Origin of the sequence: Leyella lascolaii, from assembly GCF_900079775.1 — a bacterium.
GTDB lineage: Bacteria > Bacteroidota > Bacteroidia > Bacteroidales > Bacteroidaceae > Prevotella > Prevotella lascolaii.
In genome coordinates this window covers 113527-135746 of sequence record NZ_LT556051.1, presented here as the reverse complement: position 1 = coordinate 135746, position 22220 = coordinate 113527, and the positions used below count along the sequence as shown (strand labels likewise).

The window sequence follows — 22220 nt, the reverse complement described above, 5'->3', positions numbered from 1 at the left end:
ATACCTGCGGAAATGCCCTATCATTCAACACCTTGTATCTGATAGCGGACATTCGCAAAAAAGGCTAAAAGAAAGCGGTACAACACATATATGCAAAGCTATGAAATACACCGATTTGCATTTGTCCCCACATTCTGTGTATTTGTCAAAACAGAGGTTGTACCGATTAAAATGAACAGTCACTGATAATCAGTGATGTAAATATGCTGCATCGACAAGCACACCGCATTATGCCACTCTCATCTTTTCCGTCAAAGAGAAGACGCTTTTTCTGTCCGCCAGACAGCCGGAACAGACCGTCCTCAAATGCCGGAATCACACCGGACATACGCCCGGACAGATTATCATTTTATCTAATTTTCATAATTAAAACATCTGAAATGAAAAAAACAACTACTCTGATCGGAATGCTGCTGACAGTCTCAGCGACACAGGCTCAGACCAATCTGCCAAGCAGTCCGATAAACATGGAATGGGGAGCGCACAACTCCAATGCCGTCGCAATAGACGTGAACAACGACGGACTGCGCGACCTCATAATGGCAGGCATAGGCTCGCAGACCACAAACGACGCAGGAGTGCAGAGCTGGGAAAAGAAAAGAAAGACGCATGTGATGCTTGCCGAGCCGGGAAGAAGGCTGAGATGGGGCATTGTCGGAAACGTGAACAACAACCTGTCTTACTTCAATGAAGGCATCAACATCAACGTGGCAGACAGACCTTCACTCTCTGCCTGCGACATGAATCAGGACGGAATAATGGACGTCGTGGCTTTCGAGACAGCCGGAAGGACATACAACGATGAGCCGTTCGTGGACAACGTGAGCCGTGAGGGAATATTCCTCGGCAACGGAGACGGTACGTTCGAGCAGTTCAAACCGCAGTTTGTCGACTCTGAGGGCAGCCCTGTGGAGTTCGACATGCGCTATATTCTCTCCGGAGATGTAGCCGACTTCAACAACGACGGACTGCCCGACATCGTCGGAATGGGCTATCATACGAACAAGAGCGGTGACCCGACGACATACACGGACGCCAATGTCATTCTTCTGAACAGAGGCGGAGGCGTATTCGAGATAAGCCATTTCCTCACCGACCCCTACGTTCTCGAATACGGACAGGACGGAAAGAAGTATCACTTCGAGTGCGGACAGGTGCTCGCATACGACTTCAACAACGACGGATATGTTGACTTCTTCATCAACTCCAACTCCAACGACCGTGACAAACTCGGGACAACTGACGGCAACAACACCCATTTCACCGACCTGTTCCTCAACGATCCGGAGCATCCGGGACACTTCCGCAGACAATATGTCACCGACGGAGCCATACCGGCTATATCCGAGGGAGGCATTGCCGTAGCCGATTTCAACAACGACGGGACACCTGACATATACCTCTCAGGATGGGCTGGAGACGGCAGACAGAACTATGTCTACGGCGTATACACCTCTTCCATCGCACCGGACGGAAGCGTGACATACACCGCAAAAGGCGCCGCCGGAACATCGGAGATGCGCGGACAGAACAGCACAAACCGCCAATACGGAGCCATGGACTGGGACGGCGACGGCAACTTTGATATATTCAACCTCGGATGGTCGCCTGAAGTCAGTGCCCAGACATGCTTCATCGGTATGGGCGACGGCAACGCTTCCTTTGAAGAAAGCATACGCATGGGAGGCGGTTCGGAAGGATGTCTGGTATTCATAGACTACAACGGTGACGGCGTAAACGACTATGTGACAGTCTCACAGTCGTCTGACGAGACGTTCTACAGCGGCATCAACGGACTGAAAAACGTATTCTCTGCCACAAAGAATCCCAACACAACGGTGTTGACACCGCAGAAGCCGGAGAATCTGAAGGCTGAAGTGGCAGACGGAAAACTCATTCTTACATGGGACATGCCTGCCGGAGCCGTAGGCAACGAGACTTTCGAATACTACGTGATGAACTCCGACGGAAAGGTGGTTGCCGGCGGCAACTCGTTCATAGGTGGTGATAAAGACGGCGTGCGCAAGGTAAACCAGCCCGGAAACGCATACAACGCCCGCAAGATAACGCTCGTCCTGCCCGACGGAAGCTACACCGCAGGAGTGCAGACTGTCAACGCCTCATACAACGGATCGCCTTTCAGCACGGTGAATGTGGATGTTACCGGCAGCACGGCAAGCGTTCCTGAAGAGATGATAAAGCCCGAAAAGCCGGAAGAGAGCACCGATACATACAGCAATCCTGTCATCAATGTGAGTGCCCCCGACCCGACTGTGATACGCGCCGACGACGGTTATTACTATCTGTACGGCACGGAAGACACACGCAACACACCTATATACAAGTCTAAGAATCTTGTCGACTGGGACTTCATAGGCACCGCCTTCACCGAAGCCACACGTCCTACAATGGTGCCGAACGGCGGCATCTGGGCTCCCGACATCAACAAGATAGGCGACAAATACGTGCTTTACTTCTCCAAATCGGCATGGGGCGGAGAATGGGAATGCGGCATAGGATGTGCTGTAGCCGACAGTCCTGAGGGACCGTTCCTCAATGCCAAGAAACTGTTCATAAGCAATGAGATAGGCGTACAGAACAGTATCGACCCGTTCTACATTGAGGACAACGGCAGGAAATACCTTTTCTGGGGCTCGTTCCGAGGCATTTACGGCATTGAGCTTTCAGACGACGGACTCTCCGTAAAGCCCGGAGCTGAGAAGGTGCAGATAGCAGGCACGCTCACGGAAGGCACTTACATAATAAAGCGCGACGGCTATTACTACCTGTTCGGTTCAGCCGGTTCGTGCTGCGACGGAGCCAACAGCACCTATCACGTGGTTGTGGCACGCTCCGAGAACCTGATGGGTCCGTATGTCAACAAAGTGGGAGACCGCGCCCTCGACAACCAGTTCTCCAACCTGATGTACCGCAGTCCTGACGTCGTAGGTCCCGGTCATAACTCAGAACTCGTGCTCGACGATGCCGGACAGCACTGGATGCTGTATCACGGATACGACGCCAAGGACATCGATTCCGGACGTAAGGTGTTCCTCGACAAGGTGACATGGGATGAGGACGGATGGCCCGTCGTAGAGAACCTGCGTCCTTCTGTCACAGCCGAACGCCCGATAATAAACACCACAAACTCCATAGAGAGCACGGTGTCTGCCGGCGGCGACAAGACCATAAGCGTCGACCCGCGCCGCGTTCACGACAAGTTCACCATTACCGAGAACAGCGGCGACAAGTTCAAATGGCAGCTTGTCACCGTCCACGGTGAGAAGATGAAGTCTGGAAAAGGTCATGGCAGCGTTGATGTTGACGTGACCGACGTTCCTGACGGACTCTACATCGTAAACGTAAAGGGCAAGTCAGGCTCATCGAGCGAGAAGATAATAAAATACTGAAAACATATCCCGCACCATCGGGAAACCTCTTTATAAAGGGACGCTCCACCAAGGCGCGTCCCTTTTCACATCTCCGTCACAGCGCAGCCACACAGATACACCAAAACCGTAGCGCGGCAAATGAGTTGTAAGAAAACACATGCGTGTTTGTCTTTTTGATATAAACACCCAATCATATGACCTTAAAAAGAAAAAAACACAGGCAAGTCTGCCACGTCTGGTGATTTTTATTATATCTTTGTAGAGTCATACCTCAAACGTTATATACTATATAATGTGTCACGACAACGAACAATCAAACCATACAACCTGATATGAAGAAATCAATATTACTGACATTTTATCTGTCTGTCGCCACCATGCTGGGCTCCACCGCCCAGGTTTTGAAACTGACAGATGCAAAATTCCAGAAAGGCGACAATATGGAATGGAAAAACACGACGTTCGACGACAGCCGGTGGAAATCACTATCCATGCTCAAGCCATGGACCGATCAGGGCATCAGCAATCCGAACAACTATGCGTGGTATCGCATACGTTTCACCCTGCCGGAGTCCATGCTCGACAACTCCGACATCAAAGAGACCGTGCTCTTCGTCATGGGCAAGATAGACGATGCCGACGAGACATATCTCAACGGAGTGCTTATCGGCAAGACTGGAAGCACACCCGGTGACAAAGAAGGATACGTGTCAAAATGGGAAGAGCCGCGTACCTACTCCGTATCCGCCTCAAGCAAAGCCATAAGATGGGGCAAGGAGAACGTGCTCGCAGTGAGAGTGTACAACGGCAACGACCCCGGCGGCATGTTCGGAAGCGGCGTGAGCGTCAGCGTTCCGAGCCGCATAGACGGCATGAAGGCTGTTTCCGCCCAGAAATCGTCAGGTGACAACCCTGTATGCACAGCCACTATAAAGAACACAAACAAATCTTCCGTACGCCTCATCCTCGACATCGACGTCACCGACACGGAGAACGGACAGAGCCTCCGGCACATCAACAAGAAGCTGACGGTGAAAGGCAACGGGGCGAAACCGTTCGACCTGGCTTACAGCAAAGGCAAGTGCGTACAGATAAAAGTGACATGCACCGACGCCACGACAGGCAAGAAGGCAGTATTCTCATATATCCCGAAATACATCCTCACCCCACCCGCTCCGGCTACACCGCGCTACAACGGTCCGCTGGTATACGGAGTGCGCCCCGGCTCACCCGTAATCTTCCGCATACCGGTGTCGGGCGAGCGTCCGATGAAGTTCTCCGTGAACAATCTTCCGGAAGGTCTTAAGCTCGATGCAGCCAACGGTGTGATAAGCGGAAGCATCAGAGAGCGCGGCGACTATGAGATGACCATCGTGGCAGAGAACGCCAAAGGCAAGACAGAACAGCCGTTCACGATAAAGGTGGGAGACAAGATAGCGCTCACACCTCCCATGGGCTGGAACAGCTGGAACTGTTGGGGCCTCAGCGTATCGCAGGAGAAAGTGATGTCTTCGGCACGTGCCCTCATAGAGAAAGGGCTCGCCGACTACGGCTACAGCTACATCAACGTTGACGACGCATGGGAAGCTCCGCAGCGGAACGCCGACGGCACCATCGCCGTGAACGAGAAGTTCCCCGACATGAAAGGTCTGGGCGACTGGCTGCACTCCAACGGTCTGAAGTTCGGAATATACTCGTCGCCCGGCGACCGCACCTGCGGCAACTATCTCGGCTCGCTCGGTCATGAGGAGCAGGACGCCAAGACATACAACAGCTGGGGCATAGACTATCTGAAATATGACTGGTGCGGCTATTCGCGCGAGTTCGACAAGTCTACTGACAGAAGCCTCGCCGCATACGCCCGTCCGTATATGCACATGCAGAAATACCTTCGCGAGCAGCCGCGCGACATATTCTACAGTCTCTGCCAGTACGGCATGGCTGATGTATGGAAATGGGGTCCGGTGGTCGACGCCAACTCATGGCGCACCACGGGCGACATAACCGACACATGGGAGTCGCTCTACGACATAGGTTTCGTGCGTCAGGCAGACCTTCATCCGTACGCCGCGCCAGGACACTGGAACGACCCCGACATGCTCATCGTGGGCATGGTGGGATGGAGCGACAACCTGCGCGACACACGACTCACACCAGACGAGCAGTACACACACATCTCGCTATGGTCGCTTCTCGCCTCCAACATGCTCATAGGCTGCGACATCTCGCGCATCGACGACTTCACTCTCGCACTGCTGTGCAACAATGAGGTGAACGCAGTAAACCAGGACATACTCGGCAAGCAGGCAAAACGCGAGGTCTCCGACGGTGACATCCAGATATGGAAACGCCCGCTCGCAGACGGCAGCTATGCCGTGGGTATATTCAACTTGGGCGACAGCGACGCCACGGTAGACTTCTCCTCATACTTCGGGAAGCTCGGTATAGGCAGCCTCACCTACGCACGCGACCTGTGGCGGCAGAAGGACATCAGCACGTCAGACACGCGCTATTTCATTCCGTCGCACGGCGTGAAGTTCATCAGGATAAAATATTGAACCGCCACGCACGGCATCCTTTTTACGGCAAAGGGCAGGCTCTCGGGTCTGCCCTTTGTCTGTTTTATAAAAAAACAGGCTGCGCCCGGCAATCAGAGAGCAGACTGCCATTGCGCCCGCAGGCACTGTTTTATTAAAAAATATCACCCGAAGAGCATTGCGTACGAAAAAATTTGTTAAATTTGCAGACAACAAATCAACACATCACACTGCATATGAAGACGTACAACAGATACAGCCATATCACCTTCGCTGCAATCATCGCCATGCTCATGGCAATATCGTCATGTAACGAAAGAAAATTCCACATCACCGGAAAGATAACCGATGCCAGGGACTCCATACTCTATCTGGAGCACATGAGCCTCAACGGTCCGGTGACGGCAGACTCGGTTAGACTGCCCGAAGACGGCTCGTTCTCGTTCAGCGGCAAAGACCCTGTCACGCCGGAGTTCTACCGCCTGCGCATAGCCGGACAGATAATAAACATCGCCGTAGACTCCACGGAGACAATAGAAGTGAACGCCGCATGGCCCGCAATGGCGTCAGCCTATGAGGTGAAAGGCTCTTACGACTGCTCGAAGATAAAGGAGCTCACGCTCATGCAGATGCGGCTGCAGCGCGACATCAACGCCATCGCAGCCGACCCCACGCTCAACATACAGGCAGTGAACGACAGTGTGGCAAAGACAATAGACGCCTACAAGACAAGAGTGAAGACCGACTACATATACAAGGAGCCGATGAAGGCATACGCCTACTTCGCCCTTTTCCAGACAATAAGCATGGGCTACAGGTCGATGCTCATCTTCAACCCGCGCAACAGTGAGGACGACGTGAAGGTGTTTGCCGCAGTCGCCACAAGCTGGGACACTTTCTACCCGCAGGCGGAGCGCGGAGCCAACCTCCACAACATAGCCATCGAGGGTATGAAAAACGTGCGCATCATAAGGAACGAGATGGCTAAGACCATCAATCCTGACGTCGTAGACACATCCGGAATAATAGACATAGTGCTCAAGGACAACCGGGGCAACGTGCGGAGGCTGTCAGACCTCAAGGGCAAGGTGGTGCTGCTCGACTTCCATCTCTTCTCGGGCGACGGCTCGGCAGACCGCATCATGATGATGCGCGACATATACAACAAGTACCACAGCCGCGGATTCGAGATATACCAGGTGTCTGTCGACGCCGACGAACACTTCTGGAAGACCAAGACCGCAGCCCTTCCGTGGATAAGCGTACGCATGGACGACAACAACACAAAGGTGCTGAGCAACTACAACGTGCAGGCTGTGCCCACATTCTTCCTTCTCGACAAGAACGTGAACGTGGTGAAGCGCGACGCCCAGATAAAGGACGTCAATGCCGAGATAGAGGCTCTTCTCTGAACGGCGGCGCACCTATGCCGGAGGCGCACTCGCATAAGCAAGGGGGCTGAGACACATGTTGTCTCAGCCCCCTTGCCCGTTCCGACGGTCCGGAGCAGCCGTGAGCGTCGCTGTCAGAAGCTCCGCAGCCACGCCCTGAGGTCGAGCATCATCTCCACATGATACTTGAAACTGCTCTGCAGTCCGTACCCGTGACCTCCGGAAGGATACACATAGAGAGCCGCCGGCACGTCGTAGCGGAACAGCTCGATGTAATAGTTCACCCCGTTTGAGGGCTGCACGATGTCGTCATCGTCGCTAAGGATGATGCAGGCACGCGGTGTCGTGCGTGTCACATGCCTGTCGCTGCAATAGTAACGCTCCGTCTTCTTCTTCACGTCGGTGCCCAGCAGATTATCGCGCGAGCCCTGATGCGCGTAGCCCTGCAGCATGGTTATGACCGGATAGAACAGTATCTGGAAATCGGGCAAGGCGTCGCCCGTGGAGTGTGTGGCAATGGTGGAGGCAAGATGTCCGCCAGCCGAGAATCCCATTATGCCCACGTCGGCAGGATTTATCTTCCACTTCGCCGCGTTGCGCCTCACAAGTCTCATAGCCTCCTCGGCGTCGCTCACCGGCACTTCAGGGTTTCCGTGCGGCATACGGTATTTCAGCACCACCGCCGCTATGCCCATGTCGTTGAAGAAGGGTCCCCAGTCGTAGCCCTCATGTCCCATCGCCAGATGCTCGTATCCGCCTCCGGGGCATATCACCACCGCACGTCCGGTGGCGTTCTTAGCCTCGGGCAGGAACACCCTCACCTTCGCCGTGTCGGCAGGATCGCTGCCTTTCACCTTCACCTTGCCCTGCCACAAGTCCATGTCAAACACTCTCTGGGCAGGAGCGGCGAGCCATGCCGCCGATGCTGCCAGCACCAATGCCATAATTCTCAATCTCATATCGTCTTTGTAAATATTAAAACCTTTTACTTGCAAAGATAACTTTTTTTTCATAATATTGCAGTGTGACGGGGCAACTAAAGGCTGTCCCGGACCAAAAAAACAATATTACAATCAGACAGCTTATTATCATGCGGATAACCGAAAAATTTGCTTTCTGCCCGGTATGCGGCAGCAGTCATTTCACGACAGACAGCGTGAAAAGCAAGAAATGTGACAATTGCGGATTCGAATATTTTGTGAACCCGGCTTCCTCAAACGCGGCGTTCATACTCGACAACGAAGGAAGGCTGCTCGTGGAGAGGCGGCTCAGAGAGCCTGCAAAAGGCACGCTCGACCTGCCCGGAGGATTCGCCGACGCGGGAGAGACGGCTGAGGAGGGCGTCATACGTGAGGTGAGGGAGGAGACGGGACTCGAAATCACCTCCCCACGCTATATGTTCAGCCTGCCCAACTCCTACCGATTCAGCGGCATCGACATACCCACGCTCGACCTGTTCTTCCTCTGCCGCGTGACAGACACCACGAAGCTGCGCGCCGGAGACGACGCAGCCGAATGTTTCTGGATGGCTCCCGAGGACATACACACCGAGCTGTTCGGACTGAGCTCCATCAGATACGGACTGTCCATATTCAAGGACATGATTGACAAAGGCAAGCTGCCGTGACCACTGAGCAGCCCCGCAAGCAAGACCGTAACACATAAAAAACCATACACTATGACTAAAAACGTACTACAATTCATGGCGGCAGTCATAACTGCAATGGCTGCCGCAATGCCGGTTTCTGCAGACAACTGGATCACTCCAATGCCAGACAACACCTACGTGAGCGACCTCTCCATACCCGGAACACACGACTCCGCCACAGGAGAGGGCTTTTCAGGAGCGCTCGGAACACTGCTCGGACCGGGCACGGCACAGACGCAAGACCTCACCATAAGCCAGCAGTGGGACTGCGGCATACGTGCCTTCGACCTGCGCCCAACAGTCGAGAACGGCACGGAAGGCACATATCTGCACATATATCACGGCATCATAAAGACCGCCATATCGTTCGACGACGCACTGCTCACACTGCGCGACAAGCTGAAGGAGAACCCAGGCGAGTTCGCCATAGTGATAATGCGCCACGAGAGCGACAGCCGTACAGGCATACAGACACAGTGGCAGGCACTCATGGACAAGAGTCTCACAGCGGATGCACTGGACGGCTACATCGCCGGATTCCGCAAGGGTCTCACCATAGGAGACATAAGAGGGAAGATTCTTTTGATGAGCCGCGACACCTACGACAACGGTCCTCACGGCGCATACATCACGGGATGGAGCCACAGCGACCTGTATCAGGACCAGACAAAGGCTGTCATCACCGGAGCTGACGGCAGAGAAGAGCGCGCCCTTGTGCAGGACTTCTACGAATGTACGGGCGACGACGGCATCGACAGGAAGATTGACGCGATGCTCCACATGCTCGACATAAGGATGGCGGCGAAGTCCACACGATGGTGCGTAAACCACGCCTCGGGCTACACAAAGGGCTCCAGCTCCGACGGCTATCGCGACAATGCCGCACGCACAAGCAAGGCTCTGCTCGACGTTCTCAACTCGCCCGACACCGAACAGGGTGCGACCGGCATCATCATGATGGACTATGCCGGAACGGACAAGTCGGGAGAGTATGACGTGAGAGGGCTCGAACTGACAAAAGCCATAATAGCGCAGAACTCGCGCCACACGCCTCTCACCACAGCCATCAGCGACAACACGCAGGCTCATAAGGGAGTTAGCGTGAGCCGGAACACCATAAGCTCGGACTCCCCGATGGCTGTCTACCGCACCGACGGCACCATGGTGACATGCGGAGTGACAGAGGCTGAGATGCCCTCCGACGGCATATTCATCGTGAGGAGTGCTGGAGAGAACCTGAAGGTATTGGTAGAATGAACCGTCGCAGGGCAGACAAGTGCCAAGCAGATGTCCTGAATTGACAGGCATTATAAAATCACTCATATGTCATATTTTGGAATATCCGCTTAAAATTTAACTTAAAATACTCTCCCAAAAAATCTCCTCCGCGACACGCGAAAGAGATTGCCGCGACACCATATCACACGCCTTTGAGGCGGAAAAGACGTCAATCGGACCGCGTCTTTTCCGCTTTTCTCACGTCATAAAGCCCGTTCCGCCCCACCGGACATGCTTTATCACACCTCAGCAAAGCCTCTTCCGCCATGCGGAAAAGCCTCTTTGACAGCACGGAAAAGCCTCTTTCGCAGCTCAGAAACATTCTCTCGCGGCGTCAGCAAATCTATACTCCTGACTGTCAACCACTTGCGCAAAGCGCGAATATTCACGTTTTTCAGCGTCACACGTTCCCCCTCGCGCCTGCGGACGATTCTCGCGGGGAAGCGTTTAACACTCCGCACCTTTTTAGTTGACCATACGCACACATACGCACGCTACAGTCCCCTCCTCTACGACACGTCCTCCGGTCAGTCTCTCCGCCCCACTCCACACCAGCCCCGGCACACCGCCGCACCGCGGTCCTCATGCACCCGCCACACCGCACACAAACGCCTACGTCCTTACAAAAAAGAGGGTAAAGGACGCTGTGGCATCATTTTTCTTCAAAAAAATTTGGTAGTTTGAGCCAAACTTTATAACTTTGCACCCGAAATCCTCACCAATGAGGTTTCTCGGGCTTATAGCTCAGTTGGTTAGAGCAACAGACTCATAATCTGGAGGTCCCAGGTTCAAGCCCTGGTTGGCCCACGAAGAGCGAATCCGCAGATATATTTTTATCTGCGGATTTTCCGTTTTTATCAAATTATTGCATTACTTTTGTAAAATGAAAACGGTGCTCGGATAACTGGGAAAAACTCTCTTTCCACCCGTTTTCATCAATATCATCACCGATGGACACAGTCCGTGGCTATATCATAACGCTTTTAATGCTGTGCCTCGCGCCACGCCCGGCAATGGCATCACAGAAAGACGACGCGCTGCTGATGAAGCGCGTGTTCGCCTACGCCGCGGCAATGGACTCGGTGCGCATGGCTCCTGCCGAGCTCTATTCGTACATGAAGTTCGGCATAAGGACCCGCCGCCGCAACGCGATACTCATGGCGATACCGTCGATGTATGCCGTGGCGCACGGCGGGAAACGCGAGTATGTGGGCGAGAGCTACTCCAGAATGGTGTTCAGAAGCATGGACGACATGGACGTGAAGACCATTCTCTCGCGCTCCACCATACCGCGCAGCAAGACGATAATGCCCACGGTGCTCAAATATCTCATGCCCGACGTCTACGGAGAACTGCTCATCGACAACAACATCCTCTCACCATTCTACCGCCGCAACAGGCGTTACTACCGCTACCGCGTGAGCCGCAGGAAGGACGGAACGGCACGCATAGAGTTCAGCCCCAAGCTCGACAACACGCGGCTGGTGAAAGGCTCTGCTACCGTAGACCCCACGGCAGGACGCATACAGGCGATGTATGTGGAGGGAGAGTACGACATGGTGAAGTTCCACATGGACATACAGATGGGCGAGCACGGCGTGCGCACGCTCATACCTGAGAGATGCGGACTGACGGCGAGGTTCAGATTCCTCGGCAACGACATTTCTGTCGACTATACGTCTATGCACGGACTGCCGAGGCTCATCACCGACACGATAGCCGGAAAGGGCGACACGGCAATGCTCAACCGCATACGTCCCGAGGAGCTGTCGCCTCACGAGCTGCGCCTCTTCAACGAGTATGAGAGCGGGAAAGCAGCCGCAGCCGCCGACACTGCGTCGCGCCGGAAGAAGCGGACACTCACAGAGAAGCTGTGGGACAACGTGGGCGAGCACCTCTTCGGGCGCATAAAGTCTGACTTCGGCAACAACAGGCAGGGACACTTCCGCGTCAGTCCGTTGCTCAACCCGCTCTATCTCGGGTACAGCGGAAGGAAAGGACTGGTGTATAAGTTCGACCTGCGAGCCAACTATTACTTCTCTTCCAACCATCTGATATCGGCGAGGTTCAAGGCGGGATACTCGTTCAAGCAGAAGAGGTTCTACTTCGAGCTGCCCCTGAACTACTATTTCGACCGTGGCAGAAACGGATACATACAGCTGAAAGTGGGCAACGGAAACCGCATATCAAACACAAGAGTGCTCAAGACCGTGAACAACATGTTCGGTGACTCCATAGCCGCCGGACTGAAGGACATGACCTATTTCAACGACTTCAACATGCGGCTCGTGGGTCACTACGACCTATCACGCAAGCTGAGCATGATGGCTGGACTGTCTGTTCACCGCCGTTCGGCTCTGCACGAGAAGGCTTACGACAGGCTCGGCATGCCCTCGACATACACCTCGGCGGCACCGTTGGTGGAGGTGGAATACCGCCCCATGGGGTTCGGAGGACCCGTGCTGACACTCAACTACGAACGGAGCATAAAGGGACTGCTGGGCGCAAGCATGGAGTATGAGCGGTATGAGGCGGACGGACAGTACATATGGAACATCTCGGCACTGCAGTCCCTGCAGATGAGAGCAGGCGCAGGATTCTACTCGCACCGCGGAGAGGACCGCTTCTTCCTTGACTACAGCAACTTCCACGAGAACAACCTGCCGGGCGGATGGTATGACGACTGGGCGTGCGACTTCGAGCTTCTCAACTCAAACTGGTATAACTCGTCGCAATACTACGTGAGGGCTAACATCACGTATGAGTCGCCTCTGATGATACTGGCGTGGATACCGTGGGCTGGGCGTTTCATGGAGAAGGAACGCATATATGTCAACGCTCTCACGGTGAAGGACCTCCACCCTTACATGGAGTACGGATACGGCTTCGCCACACGCCTGTTCTCCACGGGCATATTCGTGTCGCAGAAGAACGGAAAGTTCGACGGCATCGGCTTCCGGTTCGGTGTGGAGCTTTTCAGACAATGGTGACAGACGAGCATCATGCTTTGCTGTATAAAGCATCCATGTTCACTCTGTGACGCCATAACTCATCCGGAGCATGTCATAACAAGACTGACTACATCTTAAAAATAAATAAAATTCTTTTGTGGCGCACCTCTTTTGCAGTATCTTTGCATAAGATAAGCGGCGCTCGGGAAACTGAAAGCAAGCTTTCTTTCCGCTCGCTGGCATTATCTTTGCATAAGTTTTGGATGATATTTATATATCCGAAATGCGTCGGAAGCGCCCCGCCACGACATCAGAATGCGACAAGCTCACTTTTTTAAACATATGGACAAAGAAAAAGAGAAAAACCTTTCGTATGGTCTGAACGACCAGCAAGTGGAACAAAGCCGGAGAGAACACGGCGAAAACCTGCTCACACCGCCAAAGCGAACATCGTTGCTTAGGCTTTATCTGGAAAAATACAACGACCCGATAATCAGAATCCTGCTCGTGGCGGCAGTGGCTTCGCTCGCCCTGGCGTTCTTCCACAAGGACTTCATCGAGACAATCGGAATAGTGCTCGCCATAATCCTTGCGACGACAATAGGATTCTATTTCGAGCGAGACGCCGCAAAGAAGTTCGACGTTCTCACGGCTCTGGGAGAGGAATCGCCCGTGAAGGTGAGGCGCAACGGCACGGTGACGGAGATTCCGCGCAAGGATGTTGTGGTGGGAGACGTCATCATCATTGAGGTGGGAGACGAGATTCCGGCAGACGGAAGACTCATCGCGTCAACCGACCTGCAGATAGACGAGTCGTCGCTTACGGGCGAGCCGATAATAAGCAAGCACGTCGTGACCGGTGAGACACCCTCCGACAAGGAGGCGACCTATCCGTCCGACACGGTGCTGCGCTCCACAATGGTGATGAACGGCAACGGTGTCGCAGTGGTGACCGCCGTCGGCGACAGCACGGAGATAGGAAAGGTGGCGCGCAAGGCTACGGAGATGACGGCTGTGAAGACTCCGCTCAACATACAGCTCGGCAAGCTCGCGAAGCTCATAAGCAAGATAGGAACGGGCGTCTCGGTGTCGGCGTTCGTCATATTCCTCACTCACGACATAATGACAAATCCTCTGTGGCAGGGCGCCGACTATCTGAAGATGGCGGAGGTGACGCTCAACTACTTCATGATGGCTGTCACCCTCATCGTCATGGCAGTGCCCGAGGGTCTGCCGATGGCAGTGACTCTGGCTCTGGCTCTCAACATGCGACGGATGCTCAAGAGCAATAATCTCGTGAGAAAGCTGCATGCCTGCGAGACAATGGGTGCGGCGACAGTGATATGCACCGACAAGACGGGCACGCTTACGCAGAACCGCATGCAGGTGGCAGACATGGTGGTGACGGCTCACGAGGAACTGATGGCAAGCGCCATCGCGCTCAACACCACAGCCAACATCGACAACGAGGGCAAGGGAATAGGCAACCCGACGGAGGTGGCTCTGCTGCTCAGGCTGAGAGACAAGGGCACAGACTATGCTGAGATGCGCCGGACGGCTGAGATAAAAGACCGTCTGCCATTCTCTACGGAAAGGAAATACATGGCGACAGTGGCACAGGTGGACGGCAAGGACTGGCTCTTCGTGAAGGGCGCGCCGGAGATTGTGATGGGCTTCTGCAACATCACGGACGACGAGAAAGCCAGAATCACCGCACAGCTGCGCGCTTATCAGAACAAGGCAATGCGCACTCTGGCATTCGCATGCAGGCAGACTGACGCGATGAACGTTGAAGGTCTGACGCTGCAGGCGGTGGCAGCGATAAGCGATCCGCTGAGAACGGACGTGCCGGATGCTGTGGGCGAATGTCACTCGGCGGGCATTCAGGTGAAGATTGTTACCGGAGACACGTCGGCGACAGCCGTGGAGATAGCACGACAGATAGGCATATGGAAAGACGATACACCCGCGACCGACCAGATAACAGGACCTGACTTCGCCGCACTGAGCGACGAGGAGGCTTACAGACGGGTGGAGTCGCTAAAGGTGATGAGCCGCGCACGGCCGACAGACAAGCAGAGACTGGTGCAGCTTCTGCAGAAACACGGTGAGGTGGTGGCTGTGACCGGAGACGGCACAAACGACGCGCCGGCACTCAACCACGCCCATGTGGGACTGTCGCTCGGCTCGGGCACGAGCGTGGCGAAGAACGCCAGCGACATCACTCTGATAGACGACTCGTTCCAGAGCATAGTGAAGGCGGTGATGTGGGGACGCTCGCTCTACCGCAACATACAGCGTTTCATCTTCTTCCAGCTCATAGTAAACGTAACGGCACTGCTGCTCGTGCTCGGCGGCTCTATAATAGGCACCGAGCTGCCGCTCACCGTAACGCAGATATTATGGGTGAACCTGATCATGGATACGTTCGCTGCCATGGCGCTGGCATCGCTCCCTCCGTCGCACGAAGTGATGAAAGACAAGCCCCGCAATCAGAACGACTTCATCATAAACCGCAAGATGGCGTACGGCATACTGACCATGGGAGTGCTCTTCTTCCTCGTGATGCTCGGCATGCTCATATACTGCGAGCGTTGCTGCTCGGTGTCCGGAGCAATCAGTGTGAAGGCTCTCACAATATTCTTCACGGCGTTCGTGATGATACAGTGGTGGAACCTGTTCAACGCTAAGACGCTCGGCACAAACCACTCGGCATTCAACGAGCTGCTGAAAGACCCGGGACTGCTGCTCACACTGTGCATCATCCTCGCGGGACAATGGCTCATCGTGACCTTCGGAGGCAAGATGTTCCGCACCGAACCGCTCTCCGCCGAAGAATGGCTGTGCATAATAGCCGGAACGTCTGTCGTGCTGTGGATAGGAGAGATAATAAGAGGCGTGAAACGTCTGACGGCAAAAAGAATACGATAACATGGCATCCGCACACGTATGCGGAGCGCAAACATACTGAAATGAAGACAATACATCTGGGAAAGGACATGCAGCCCATGCAGCCATGCGTGGCAACCATCGGCTTCTTCGACGGTGTGCACCGGGGTCACCAGTACCTCATCAGGCAGGTGACCGACGAGGCTAAGGCTACAGGAATGGAATCGACAGTCATCACCTTCGACCGCCATCCGAGGCAGGTGCTGCAGAGCGACTACATCCCGCAGCTGCTGTCCACACCTGACTCTAAACTGCTCATGCTGTCAAAGACAGGCATCGACAACGCCGTGGTGCTGCATTTCGACATGGAAATGGCTTCTTTGAGCGCGGAAGAATTCATCACCCGCATACTGAAAGAGAGACTCAACGTGCGCAAACTCATCATCGGCTATGACAACCGGTTCGGACATGGACGGGCGGAAGGATTCGCCGATTATGTCAGATACGGCAAAGAGGCGGGAATGGAAGTGATTCATGCCAACGCCTTCACGCTCTACGGATACAACGTAAGCTCGTCTGTCATCAGGAGATTCCTACAGGACGGTGAGGTGGAAATGGCTGAAAAGTGCCTCGGATATCCTTACACCATATCGGGAACAGTGAGAAAAGGTTTCCAGGAAGGGCGCAAGCTGGGATTCCCAACAGCCAACATCGACCCTGCCACCGTATGCCAGATGATACCTGCAAAAGGTGCCTATGCCGTCACGGCACGCATAGAGCAGAGCATGGCAATGCGCCCGGCGATGATGAACATCGGCACAAGACCGACATTCGGAGGCATGGACGTGTCGCTGGAAACCAACATTTTCAACTTCAGCGACAACATCTACGGCAAGCTGATGCTCGTTTCTTTCATCCACAGAATACGCGGGGAGCAGAAGTTCGACAGCCTTGCACAGCTCCGGGAACAGCTGCGCATGGACAGAAAACTGGTGGAACAACAATTCAGCAAGGATAAAGAGGAATGAAGACAAATATTGAACAGACCATGCAGGCTGCCTTGTGCTTCGTGGCGTTCGTAATAATACAGTTCGCCGTGATGCAGTGCGCGGGACTGATAGTGGACAATCTGGCTGCCAACGCTACGGCACTTGTGCTAAGCTCACTGGCTTCAAGCGCAATCACCATAGCCTTGTTCGTATGGAGACGATGGGCAGTCCTGTCGCGCGACTACTTCAACACGCGGCAGTGGAGTGTCTTTTTCTGGACAGTGACAACGGCAATCGGAATGATGCCAGTGGCGTCGTTCGTTCTTGAGACACTAAATCTGCGCATAAGCAACGAGCAGGTACAGATGTACGCCAACATGATAAACCACGACCTCGGATACATCACGATAGGCATAATAGCACCGGTTGCGGAAGAGATAGTGTTCAGAGGAGCCATACTGCGAAGCCTGCTGAAGATATTTGACAGGCGCATGCACTGGATTGCGATATTCATATCGGCTGTCCTTTTCGGAATAGTGCACGGCAACGCGGCGCAAGGTCTTAACGCGACAATCACAGGATTGCTGCTCGGATGGATGTATTACCGCACAGGAAGCGTGCTTCCCGGCATCGCATTCCACTGGACAAACAACACTGTAGTATTCGTTATGACGACGCTGATGCCAGGCACATACAACATGACAATAAGCGAGCTGTGCGGAGGAGACACCCATAAGATTGCCATATTCATGGCTTGCGCGCTATGCGTTCTCATACCGTCGCTTTACCAGCTTACTCTCCGTATCGGCATGAAGAAACCCTGACATCGCACGGAAAAGCCCATACCAAATAAAGAACCGCCGGTACATAAGTTCATGTACCGGCGGTTTTCAACGTTAGTATGTTATGAAAAATTTGAGAGAACTTGAAACTTCACAGTTTCATCTTTTTTGTTTTACTAAACATGATTATATAGAAAGCATAGAAAAATTCTACTTTAAGAGCACCGGAGCGTCGTATTTCACGTTGCTTAAACCCGACCGTTTGAGTGTGTCGGTGCGTGCCGAATCATTCAACGCCACCGAAACGCCCTGCACAGGACGCTCGAAACTCGTGACATTTGTATAATCGTCGTCACGGAAAGACGACTGTGCGGCATTGCTCAACGTAAGGATTATCGCCACCACAGCTGCCGCCTTGAACAGCGGAGCGAACCTCTGTCCCATTGTGAGCATGCGTGCCTTGACTGGCTGCGGACGCGATATGACGGACATGATTTGCTCGTCAAAGTCCTCACCGAGCACGTCGGCGGCAGGCTCTGTCTGCTCATAAAGGAACAGACAACGGTATTGTTTCAGCTCGTCAGGCACATTTGTCTGGCTGAAAAAGGCACGGAGTATCTGCTCTTCCTCAAGCGATGTCTCACCCGCCCAATAACGTTCCAGAAGCTGACTGATGTATTTATAGTCCATAACTGTCGTATTCTTTAATTTTCTTTTTCACCGTCTGACGGGCACGGAAGATGTTTATCTTTACCTGTTCTTCGCTTATTCCCATCACAGCGGCTATTTCCTTGTATGACTTTCCCTCGAAATCGCGCAGCTGCATACAGCTTTTCTGCTTCTCAGGCAGACTGTCGAGCAACTGCCTTACTATCGAGATGCGGTCCTTGAGAGTAGCTTTCTCCAGCGGATCCGAGGCGTTGTCAGCCTTCTCGGCGTACCCGCTGTCGAGCGGATTGCTCTTTCCTTTAAGGAGTCTGACCCTGTCCAGTGCCATATTACGGCAAATAGTAAGACTGAATCCTTCTATCGACTCAATTTCACCAAGGCTCTCCCGCCGGTTCCAGAGCTTAATCAGCGTATCCTGAACGATGTCTTTCGCCTCTTCAGGGTTCGTCGTTATGCGCAGTGCAAGCCGATAAAGAATGTCTTTTAGCGGCAGGACATCGTTGCGGAAACTGATATTTCTCATCTGATATCTGTTTAAATGACGTTTGCTGGAATGAAAAGTTACAGACCCGAGGAGTAATTCACTCTTTTTAACATTAAAGCTTCTATTCTGTGAAAGCATCCGTTCCACACGCCTGGCTCGACACAAGCGGACAGCGGAAAAGGCTTTTCCGTCTTAAAAGAGACGTGCAGTCACATCAAAGGTGACACATAATCATATTAAAGAATACATACAATCAAATTAGAGTGGACACACTATTATATTAAATAATACATATTATTATATTAAAGAGAACACATAAAGATATTGCAGAAGGTGCATAGGCAAATTGAAGGAAACGTATGGCGGACATACAGGAAACGACCGGCTGCCCGTAAGCAGGCGGTGCGCGGGCATGTCATTTGCTTATAACAGTGCCGGAATGCCTGCCTATTTCCGTTGCAAGAGTTATCACTACCTGCTTCACTCCGGCATCTACAGCGTTGAGCGCATTCTCGATTTTAGGCATCATACCGCCTGATATGGTTCCGTCGGCGACATATCTCGCGTAATCCTCACGTGTTATCCGTCCTATCACACTGTCGTCATCGTCAGGATTGCGCAGCACTCCCTTTTTCTCGAAACAGAACACCAGCGTCACATCATAATAGTCGACGAGAGCCGTGGCAGCCGAAGAGGCTATCGTGTCAGCATTGGTATTGAGCATGCTTCCGTGCCCGTCGTGGGTAAGCGGGGCAAGAACAGGCGTAATGCCGGCGTCTAAAAGCATCTTCAGACGGTCGCCCCCGACATGACGGACATCACCTACGAACCCGAAATCGACACCGTCTGTAACAGGTCTGCGCACCGATCTTATCACATCCATATCGGCTCCCGAAAGTCCCGCCGCATTGACACCGCGCGCCTGAAGACGCGCCACGATGTCCTTGTTGATAAGCCCTCCGTAGACCATTGTCACCACATCAAGCATGTCCTTGCCCGTGACGCGGCGTCCGTTCACCATACGGCTATCCACTCCAAGAGCCTCCGCGACCTTCGTGGCGCGCCTTCCACCGCCGTGAACGAGCATCTTCGGTCCCTCCAGTGCGGCGAAATCGTCGAGCAGAGCCTCAAGTCTCGCCTCGTCCTCGACAACGGCTCCGCCAACCTTAACTATCGTAATATTCTTCATAACACCTTATTATATTATAATAGAAACACCCGGCATGCATACGGGCTGTCGGGTGAAGCGCCGTGTGCAAGACGGTATGAACCCACCTGCACACGACACACACCAAGCGTTTCACTCAAGATAAGTATATCCGTAAAGCCCCGAGCGGTAGTTGGAAAGGAACTCCTTTCCCTCCTCGAGCGATATTCTGCCCTGCTTCACGCTCTTCGTCACCCACGTCTCAAGCTGCCTCACCAGTTTCTTGGGATTGTACTGAACATAGTCGAGCACCTCCTCCACGGTCTCTCCGTCGAATATCTGGTCGATGTGATAGCCTTTGTCGTTCACGCTGATGTGCACCGCGTTAGTGTCACCGAAGAGATTGTGCAGGTCGCCGAGTATCTCCTGATAGGCTCCGATGAGGAAAACCCCGAGATAATAGCCCTCGTTTTTCTTCAGCACATGCACCGGGAGCACGTTAGATATGCTGCGGTTGGTCACGAAGTTGGCAATCTTTCCGTCAGAGTCGCACGTGATGTCCTGCAGCGTGGCGTTGCGTGTAGGACGCTCGTCGAGCCTCTGTATAGGCATGATGGGGAACAGCTGGTCTATCGCCCAAGAGTCAGGCAGCGACTGGAAGAGCGAGAAGTTGCAGAAATACTTGTCCGCAAGAATCTTGTCAAGACGCTTAAGCTCCTCCGGCATATGCTTGAGCGACTTTGAGATATTGTTCACCTCACGGCACACACTCCAGTACATGCTCTCTATCTCGGCACGTGTTCTCAGGTCGACAATGCCGTGCGAGAAGAGGTCGAGAGCCTCCTCGCGTATCTGTTCGGCATCGTGCCAGTCCTCAAGCATGGTACGGGGATTGAGGTTGTCCCATATTTCGTACAGGTCCTTCACAAGCTGATGGTCCTTCTCTCCCGGTTCGAAGTCATCCGACATTTCCGGAAGCGACGCCGTCTCGAGTACGTCTATGACGAGCACCGAGTGGTGCGCGGTGAGCGACCGACCGCTTTCGGTGATGATGTTGGGATGGTCTATGCCGTTCTTGTTTGCCGCATCGACAAACGTATATATACAGTCGTTGACATATTCCTGAATGGAATAATTGACCGAACTCTCGCTGCTGGGCGACCGTGTGCCGTCATAGTCCACCCCGAGACCGCCTCCGCAGTCCACGAAGTCGACGTTGTAGCCCATCTTATGCAGCTGCACATAGAACTGGGCAGCCTCGCGCAGAGCCGTCTGAATGTGCCTTATCTTGGTTATCTGACTGCCTATGTGGAAGTGTATGAGCCTCAGCGAGTCGTGCAGGTTCTTCTCGTCGAGAATCGTGAGAGCCTTGAGCAGCTCGCTCGACGTGAGTCCGAACTTGCTCGCGTCACCTCCGCTGTCCTCCCATTTGCCCGATCCGCTCGAGGCGAGTTTTATCCTTATGCCGAGGTTAGGCTTGACATTGAACTTCCGCGCCGCCTTGGCAATGATCTCGAGTTCGTTGAGTTTCTCGACGACAATGAAAATTCTCTTGCCCATCTTCTGCGCCAGCAGAGCCAGCTCTATGTAGTTCTGGTCCTTGTATCCGTTGCATATGATGAGCGAGTCGCACTGACACTGCAGCGCGATGACGGCATGCAGCTCAGGCTTCGAGCCCGCCTCGAGTCCCAGGTTGAACTTTCTTCCGTGCGAGATTATCTCCTCCACCACGGGCTGCATCTGGTTCACCTTTATCGGATAGATGATAAAGTTCTCTCCTTTGTAGTCATATTCCTTTGCGGCAATATTGAAGCAGTTCGCCGTTTTCTCGATTCTGTTGTCCAGGATGTCGGGAAAACGCAGCAACACAGGTGTCGTCACGTCGCGCAATGCAAGCTCGTCCATCACATCACGCAGGTCAATCTGCGTGTCGTCCTTGCACGGTGTGACGTAAACATCACCCTTTTCGTTGATGCCAAAATAAGACGTACCCCATCCGTTGATGTTGTACAACTCCTTCGCGTCTTCAATTGTCCATTTCTTCATTGCTGTCGTTTTTTTTC

Annotated in this window: 14 protein-coding genes and 1 tRNA gene; 10 read left to right on the top strand and 5 right to left on the bottom strand. The window is 53.5% G+C overall.

Translation table 11 applies throughout. The annotated features are described in order from the left end of the window. The first annotated feature begins 380 nt into the window (after nucleotides 1-380). From BN4609_RS16010 to BN4609_RS15365, 3 genes are all read left to right on the top strand, one after another. Nucleotides 381-3410 carry a family 43 glycosylhydrolase gene (locus tag BN4609_RS16010; protein WP_164071716.1) on the top strand — a complete coding sequence of 1010 codons (3030 nt, stop codon included), beginning with the start codon at nucleotides 381-383 and terminating at the stop codon, nucleotides 3408-3410. 314 nt (nucleotides 3411-3724) lie between these two features. Continuing rightward, nucleotides 3725-5950, top strand: a complete 2226-nt coding sequence (locus BN4609_RS15370) for a putative Ig domain-containing protein (protein ID WP_068857369.1) — start codon at nucleotides 3725-3727, stop codon at nucleotides 5948-5950. A 215-nt stretch (nucleotides 5951-6165) separates the two neighbouring features. Continuing rightward, nucleotides 6166-7341, top strand: a complete 1176-nt coding sequence (locus tag BN4609_RS15365; protein ID WP_021992615.1) for a thioredoxin-like domain-containing protein — start codon at nucleotides 6166-6168, stop codon at nucleotides 7339-7341. Nucleotides 7342-7454: 113 nt separating this feature from the next. Here the strand turns inward: BN4609_RS15365 and BN4609_RS15360 are convergent, their stop codons facing one another. Beyond that, complete coding sequence (locus tag BN4609_RS15360) at nucleotides 7455-8279, bottom strand: alpha/beta hydrolase (protein ID WP_068857368.1); 825 nt, start codon at nucleotides 8277-8279, stop codon at nucleotides 7455-7457. Nucleotides 8280-8410: 131 nt separating this feature from the next. Between BN4609_RS15360 and BN4609_RS15355 the strand changes: the two genes are divergently transcribed. The 7 genes from BN4609_RS15355 (at nucleotide 8411) to BN4609_RS15325 (ending at nucleotide 17899) form a co-directional block, all read left to right on the top strand. Continuing rightward, nucleotides 8411-8947 carry an NUDIX domain-containing protein gene (locus BN4609_RS15355; RefSeq protein ID WP_068857367.1) on the top strand — a complete coding sequence of 179 codons (537 nt, stop codon included), beginning with the start codon at nucleotides 8411-8413 and terminating at the stop codon, nucleotides 8945-8947. A 51-nt stretch (nucleotides 8948-8998) separates the two neighbouring features. Next, nucleotides 8999-10225 carry a PI-PLC domain-containing protein gene (locus BN4609_RS15350; RefSeq protein WP_068857366.1) on the top strand — a complete coding sequence of 409 codons (1227 nt, stop codon included), beginning with the start codon at nucleotides 8999-9001 and terminating at the stop codon, nucleotides 10223-10225. Nucleotides 10226-10979: 754 nt separating this feature from the next. Continuing rightward, nucleotides 10980-11053: transfer RNA gene (locus tag BN4609_RS15345), tRNA-Ile, on the top strand. Between the two features lie 143 nt (nucleotides 11054-11196). Next, a complete protein-coding gene (locus BN4609_RS15340) occupies nucleotides 11197-13236 on the top strand; it encodes a DUF5686 family protein (protein WP_164071715.1) in 2040 nt (679 codons plus the stop codon). A 303-nt stretch (nucleotides 13237-13539) separates the two neighbouring features. After that, on the top strand, nucleotides 13540-16128 hold the full coding sequence (locus BN4609_RS15335; RefSeq protein ID WP_068857364.1) for a calcium-translocating P-type ATPase, PMCA-type: 2589 nt from the start codon (nucleotides 13540-13542) through the stop codon (nucleotides 16126-16128). 41 nt (nucleotides 16129-16169) lie between these two features. Next, the gene (locus BN4609_RS15330; protein WP_068857363.1) at nucleotides 16170-17114 is read left to right on the top strand and encodes a bifunctional riboflavin kinase/FAD synthetase; all 945 of its coding nucleotides are present in this window, start codon (nucleotides 16170-16172) and stop codon (nucleotides 17112-17114) included. Next, nucleotides 17111-17899, top strand: coding sequence for a CPBP family intramembrane glutamic endopeptidase (locus BN4609_RS15325; protein ID WP_021992622.1), 789 nt, complete (start codon nucleotides 17111-17113; stop codon nucleotides 17897-17899). The genes BN4609_RS15330 and BN4609_RS15325 overlap by 4 nt, the downstream gene beginning before the upstream one ends. A 168-nt stretch (nucleotides 17900-18067) precedes the next feature. On the opposite strand, the gene BN4609_RS15320 is transcribed toward BN4609_RS15325, so the two are convergent. The 4 genes from BN4609_RS15320 to speA form a co-directional block, all read right to left on the bottom strand. After that, a complete protein-coding gene (locus BN4609_RS15320) occupies nucleotides 18068-18547 on the bottom strand; it encodes a PG0215 family putative anti-sigma factor (protein ID WP_021992623.1) in 480 nt (159 codons plus the stop codon). After that, the gene (locus BN4609_RS15315) at nucleotides 18537-19049 is read right to left on the bottom strand and encodes a GFO_1088 family ECF-type sigma factor (RefSeq protein WP_068857362.1); all 513 of its coding nucleotides are present in this window, start codon (nucleotides 19047-19049) and stop codon (nucleotides 18537-18539) included. Before BN4609_RS15315 ends, BN4609_RS15320 begins: the two co-directional genes overlap by 11 nt. Nucleotides 19050-19425: 376 nt before the next feature. Then, the gene (gene argB, locus BN4609_RS15310; RefSeq protein WP_068857361.1) at nucleotides 19426-20199 is read right to left on the bottom strand and encodes an acetylglutamate kinase; all 774 of its coding nucleotides are present in this window, start codon (nucleotides 20197-20199) and stop codon (nucleotides 19426-19428) included. Between the two features lie 111 nt (nucleotides 20200-20310). Beyond that, nucleotides 20311-22203: a biosynthetic arginine decarboxylase gene (gene speA / locus BN4609_RS15305; RefSeq protein ID WP_068857360.1), complete on the bottom strand. Its 1893-nt coding sequence runs from the start codon at nucleotides 22201-22203 to the stop codon at nucleotides 20311-20313. Nucleotides 22204-22220: the final 17 nt, after the last annotated feature.

What these genes read in the sequence shown, in the direction of transcription:
- BN4609_RS15330 (WP_068857363.1), top strand. Translation starts at nt 16,170, where the DNA reads ATGAAGACAATACATCTGGGAAAGGACATGCAGCCCATGCAGCCATGC.
- BN4609_RS15365 (WP_021992615.1), top strand. Translation starts at nt 6,166, where the DNA reads ATGAAGACGTACAACAGATACAGCCATATCACCTTCGCTGCAATCATC.
- BN4609_RS15370 (WP_068857369.1), top strand. Translation starts at nt 3,725, where the DNA reads ATGAAGAAATCAATATTACTGACATTTTATCTGTCTGTCGCCACCATG.
- BN4609_RS15335 (WP_068857364.1), top strand. Translation starts at nt 13,540, where the DNA reads ATGGACAAAGAAAAAGAGAAAAACCTTTCGTATGGTCTGAACGACCAG.
- speA (WP_068857360.1), bottom strand. Translation starts at nt 22,203, where the DNA reads ATGAAGAAATGGACAATTGAAGACGCGAAGGAGTTGTACAACATCAAC.
- BN4609_RS15320 (WP_021992623.1), bottom strand. Translation starts at nt 18,547, where the DNA reads ATGGACTATAAATACATCAGTCAGCTTCTGGAACGTTATTGGGCGGGT.
- BN4609_RS15340 (WP_164071715.1), top strand. Translation starts at nt 11,197, where the DNA reads ATGGACACAGTCCGTGGCTATATCATAACGCTTTTAATGCTGTGCCTC.
- BN4609_RS15350 (WP_068857366.1), top strand. Translation starts at nt 8,999, where the DNA reads ATGACTAAAAACGTACTACAATTCATGGCGGCAGTCATAACTGCAATG.
- argB (WP_068857361.1), bottom strand. Translation starts at nt 20,199, where the DNA reads ATGAAGAATATTACGATAGTTAAGGTTGGCGGAGCCGTTGTCGAGGAC.
- BN4609_RS15360 (WP_068857368.1), bottom strand. Translation starts at nt 8,279, where the DNA reads ATGAGATTGAGAATTATGGCATTGGTGCTGGCAGCATCGGCGGCATGG.
- BN4609_RS15315 (WP_068857362.1), bottom strand. Translation starts at nt 19,049, where the DNA reads ATGAGAAATATCAGTTTCCGCAACGATGTCCTGCCGCTAAAAGACATT.
- BN4609_RS15355 (WP_068857367.1), top strand. Translation starts at nt 8,411, where the DNA reads ATGCGGATAACCGAAAAATTTGCTTTCTGCCCGGTATGCGGCAGCAGT.
- BN4609_RS16010 (WP_164071716.1), top strand. Translation starts at nt 381, where the DNA reads ATGAAAAAAACAACTACTCTGATCGGAATGCTGCTGACAGTCTCAGCG.
- BN4609_RS15325 (WP_021992622.1), top strand. Translation starts at nt 17,111, where the DNA reads ATGAAGACAAATATTGAACAGACCATGCAGGCTGCCTTGTGCTTCGTG.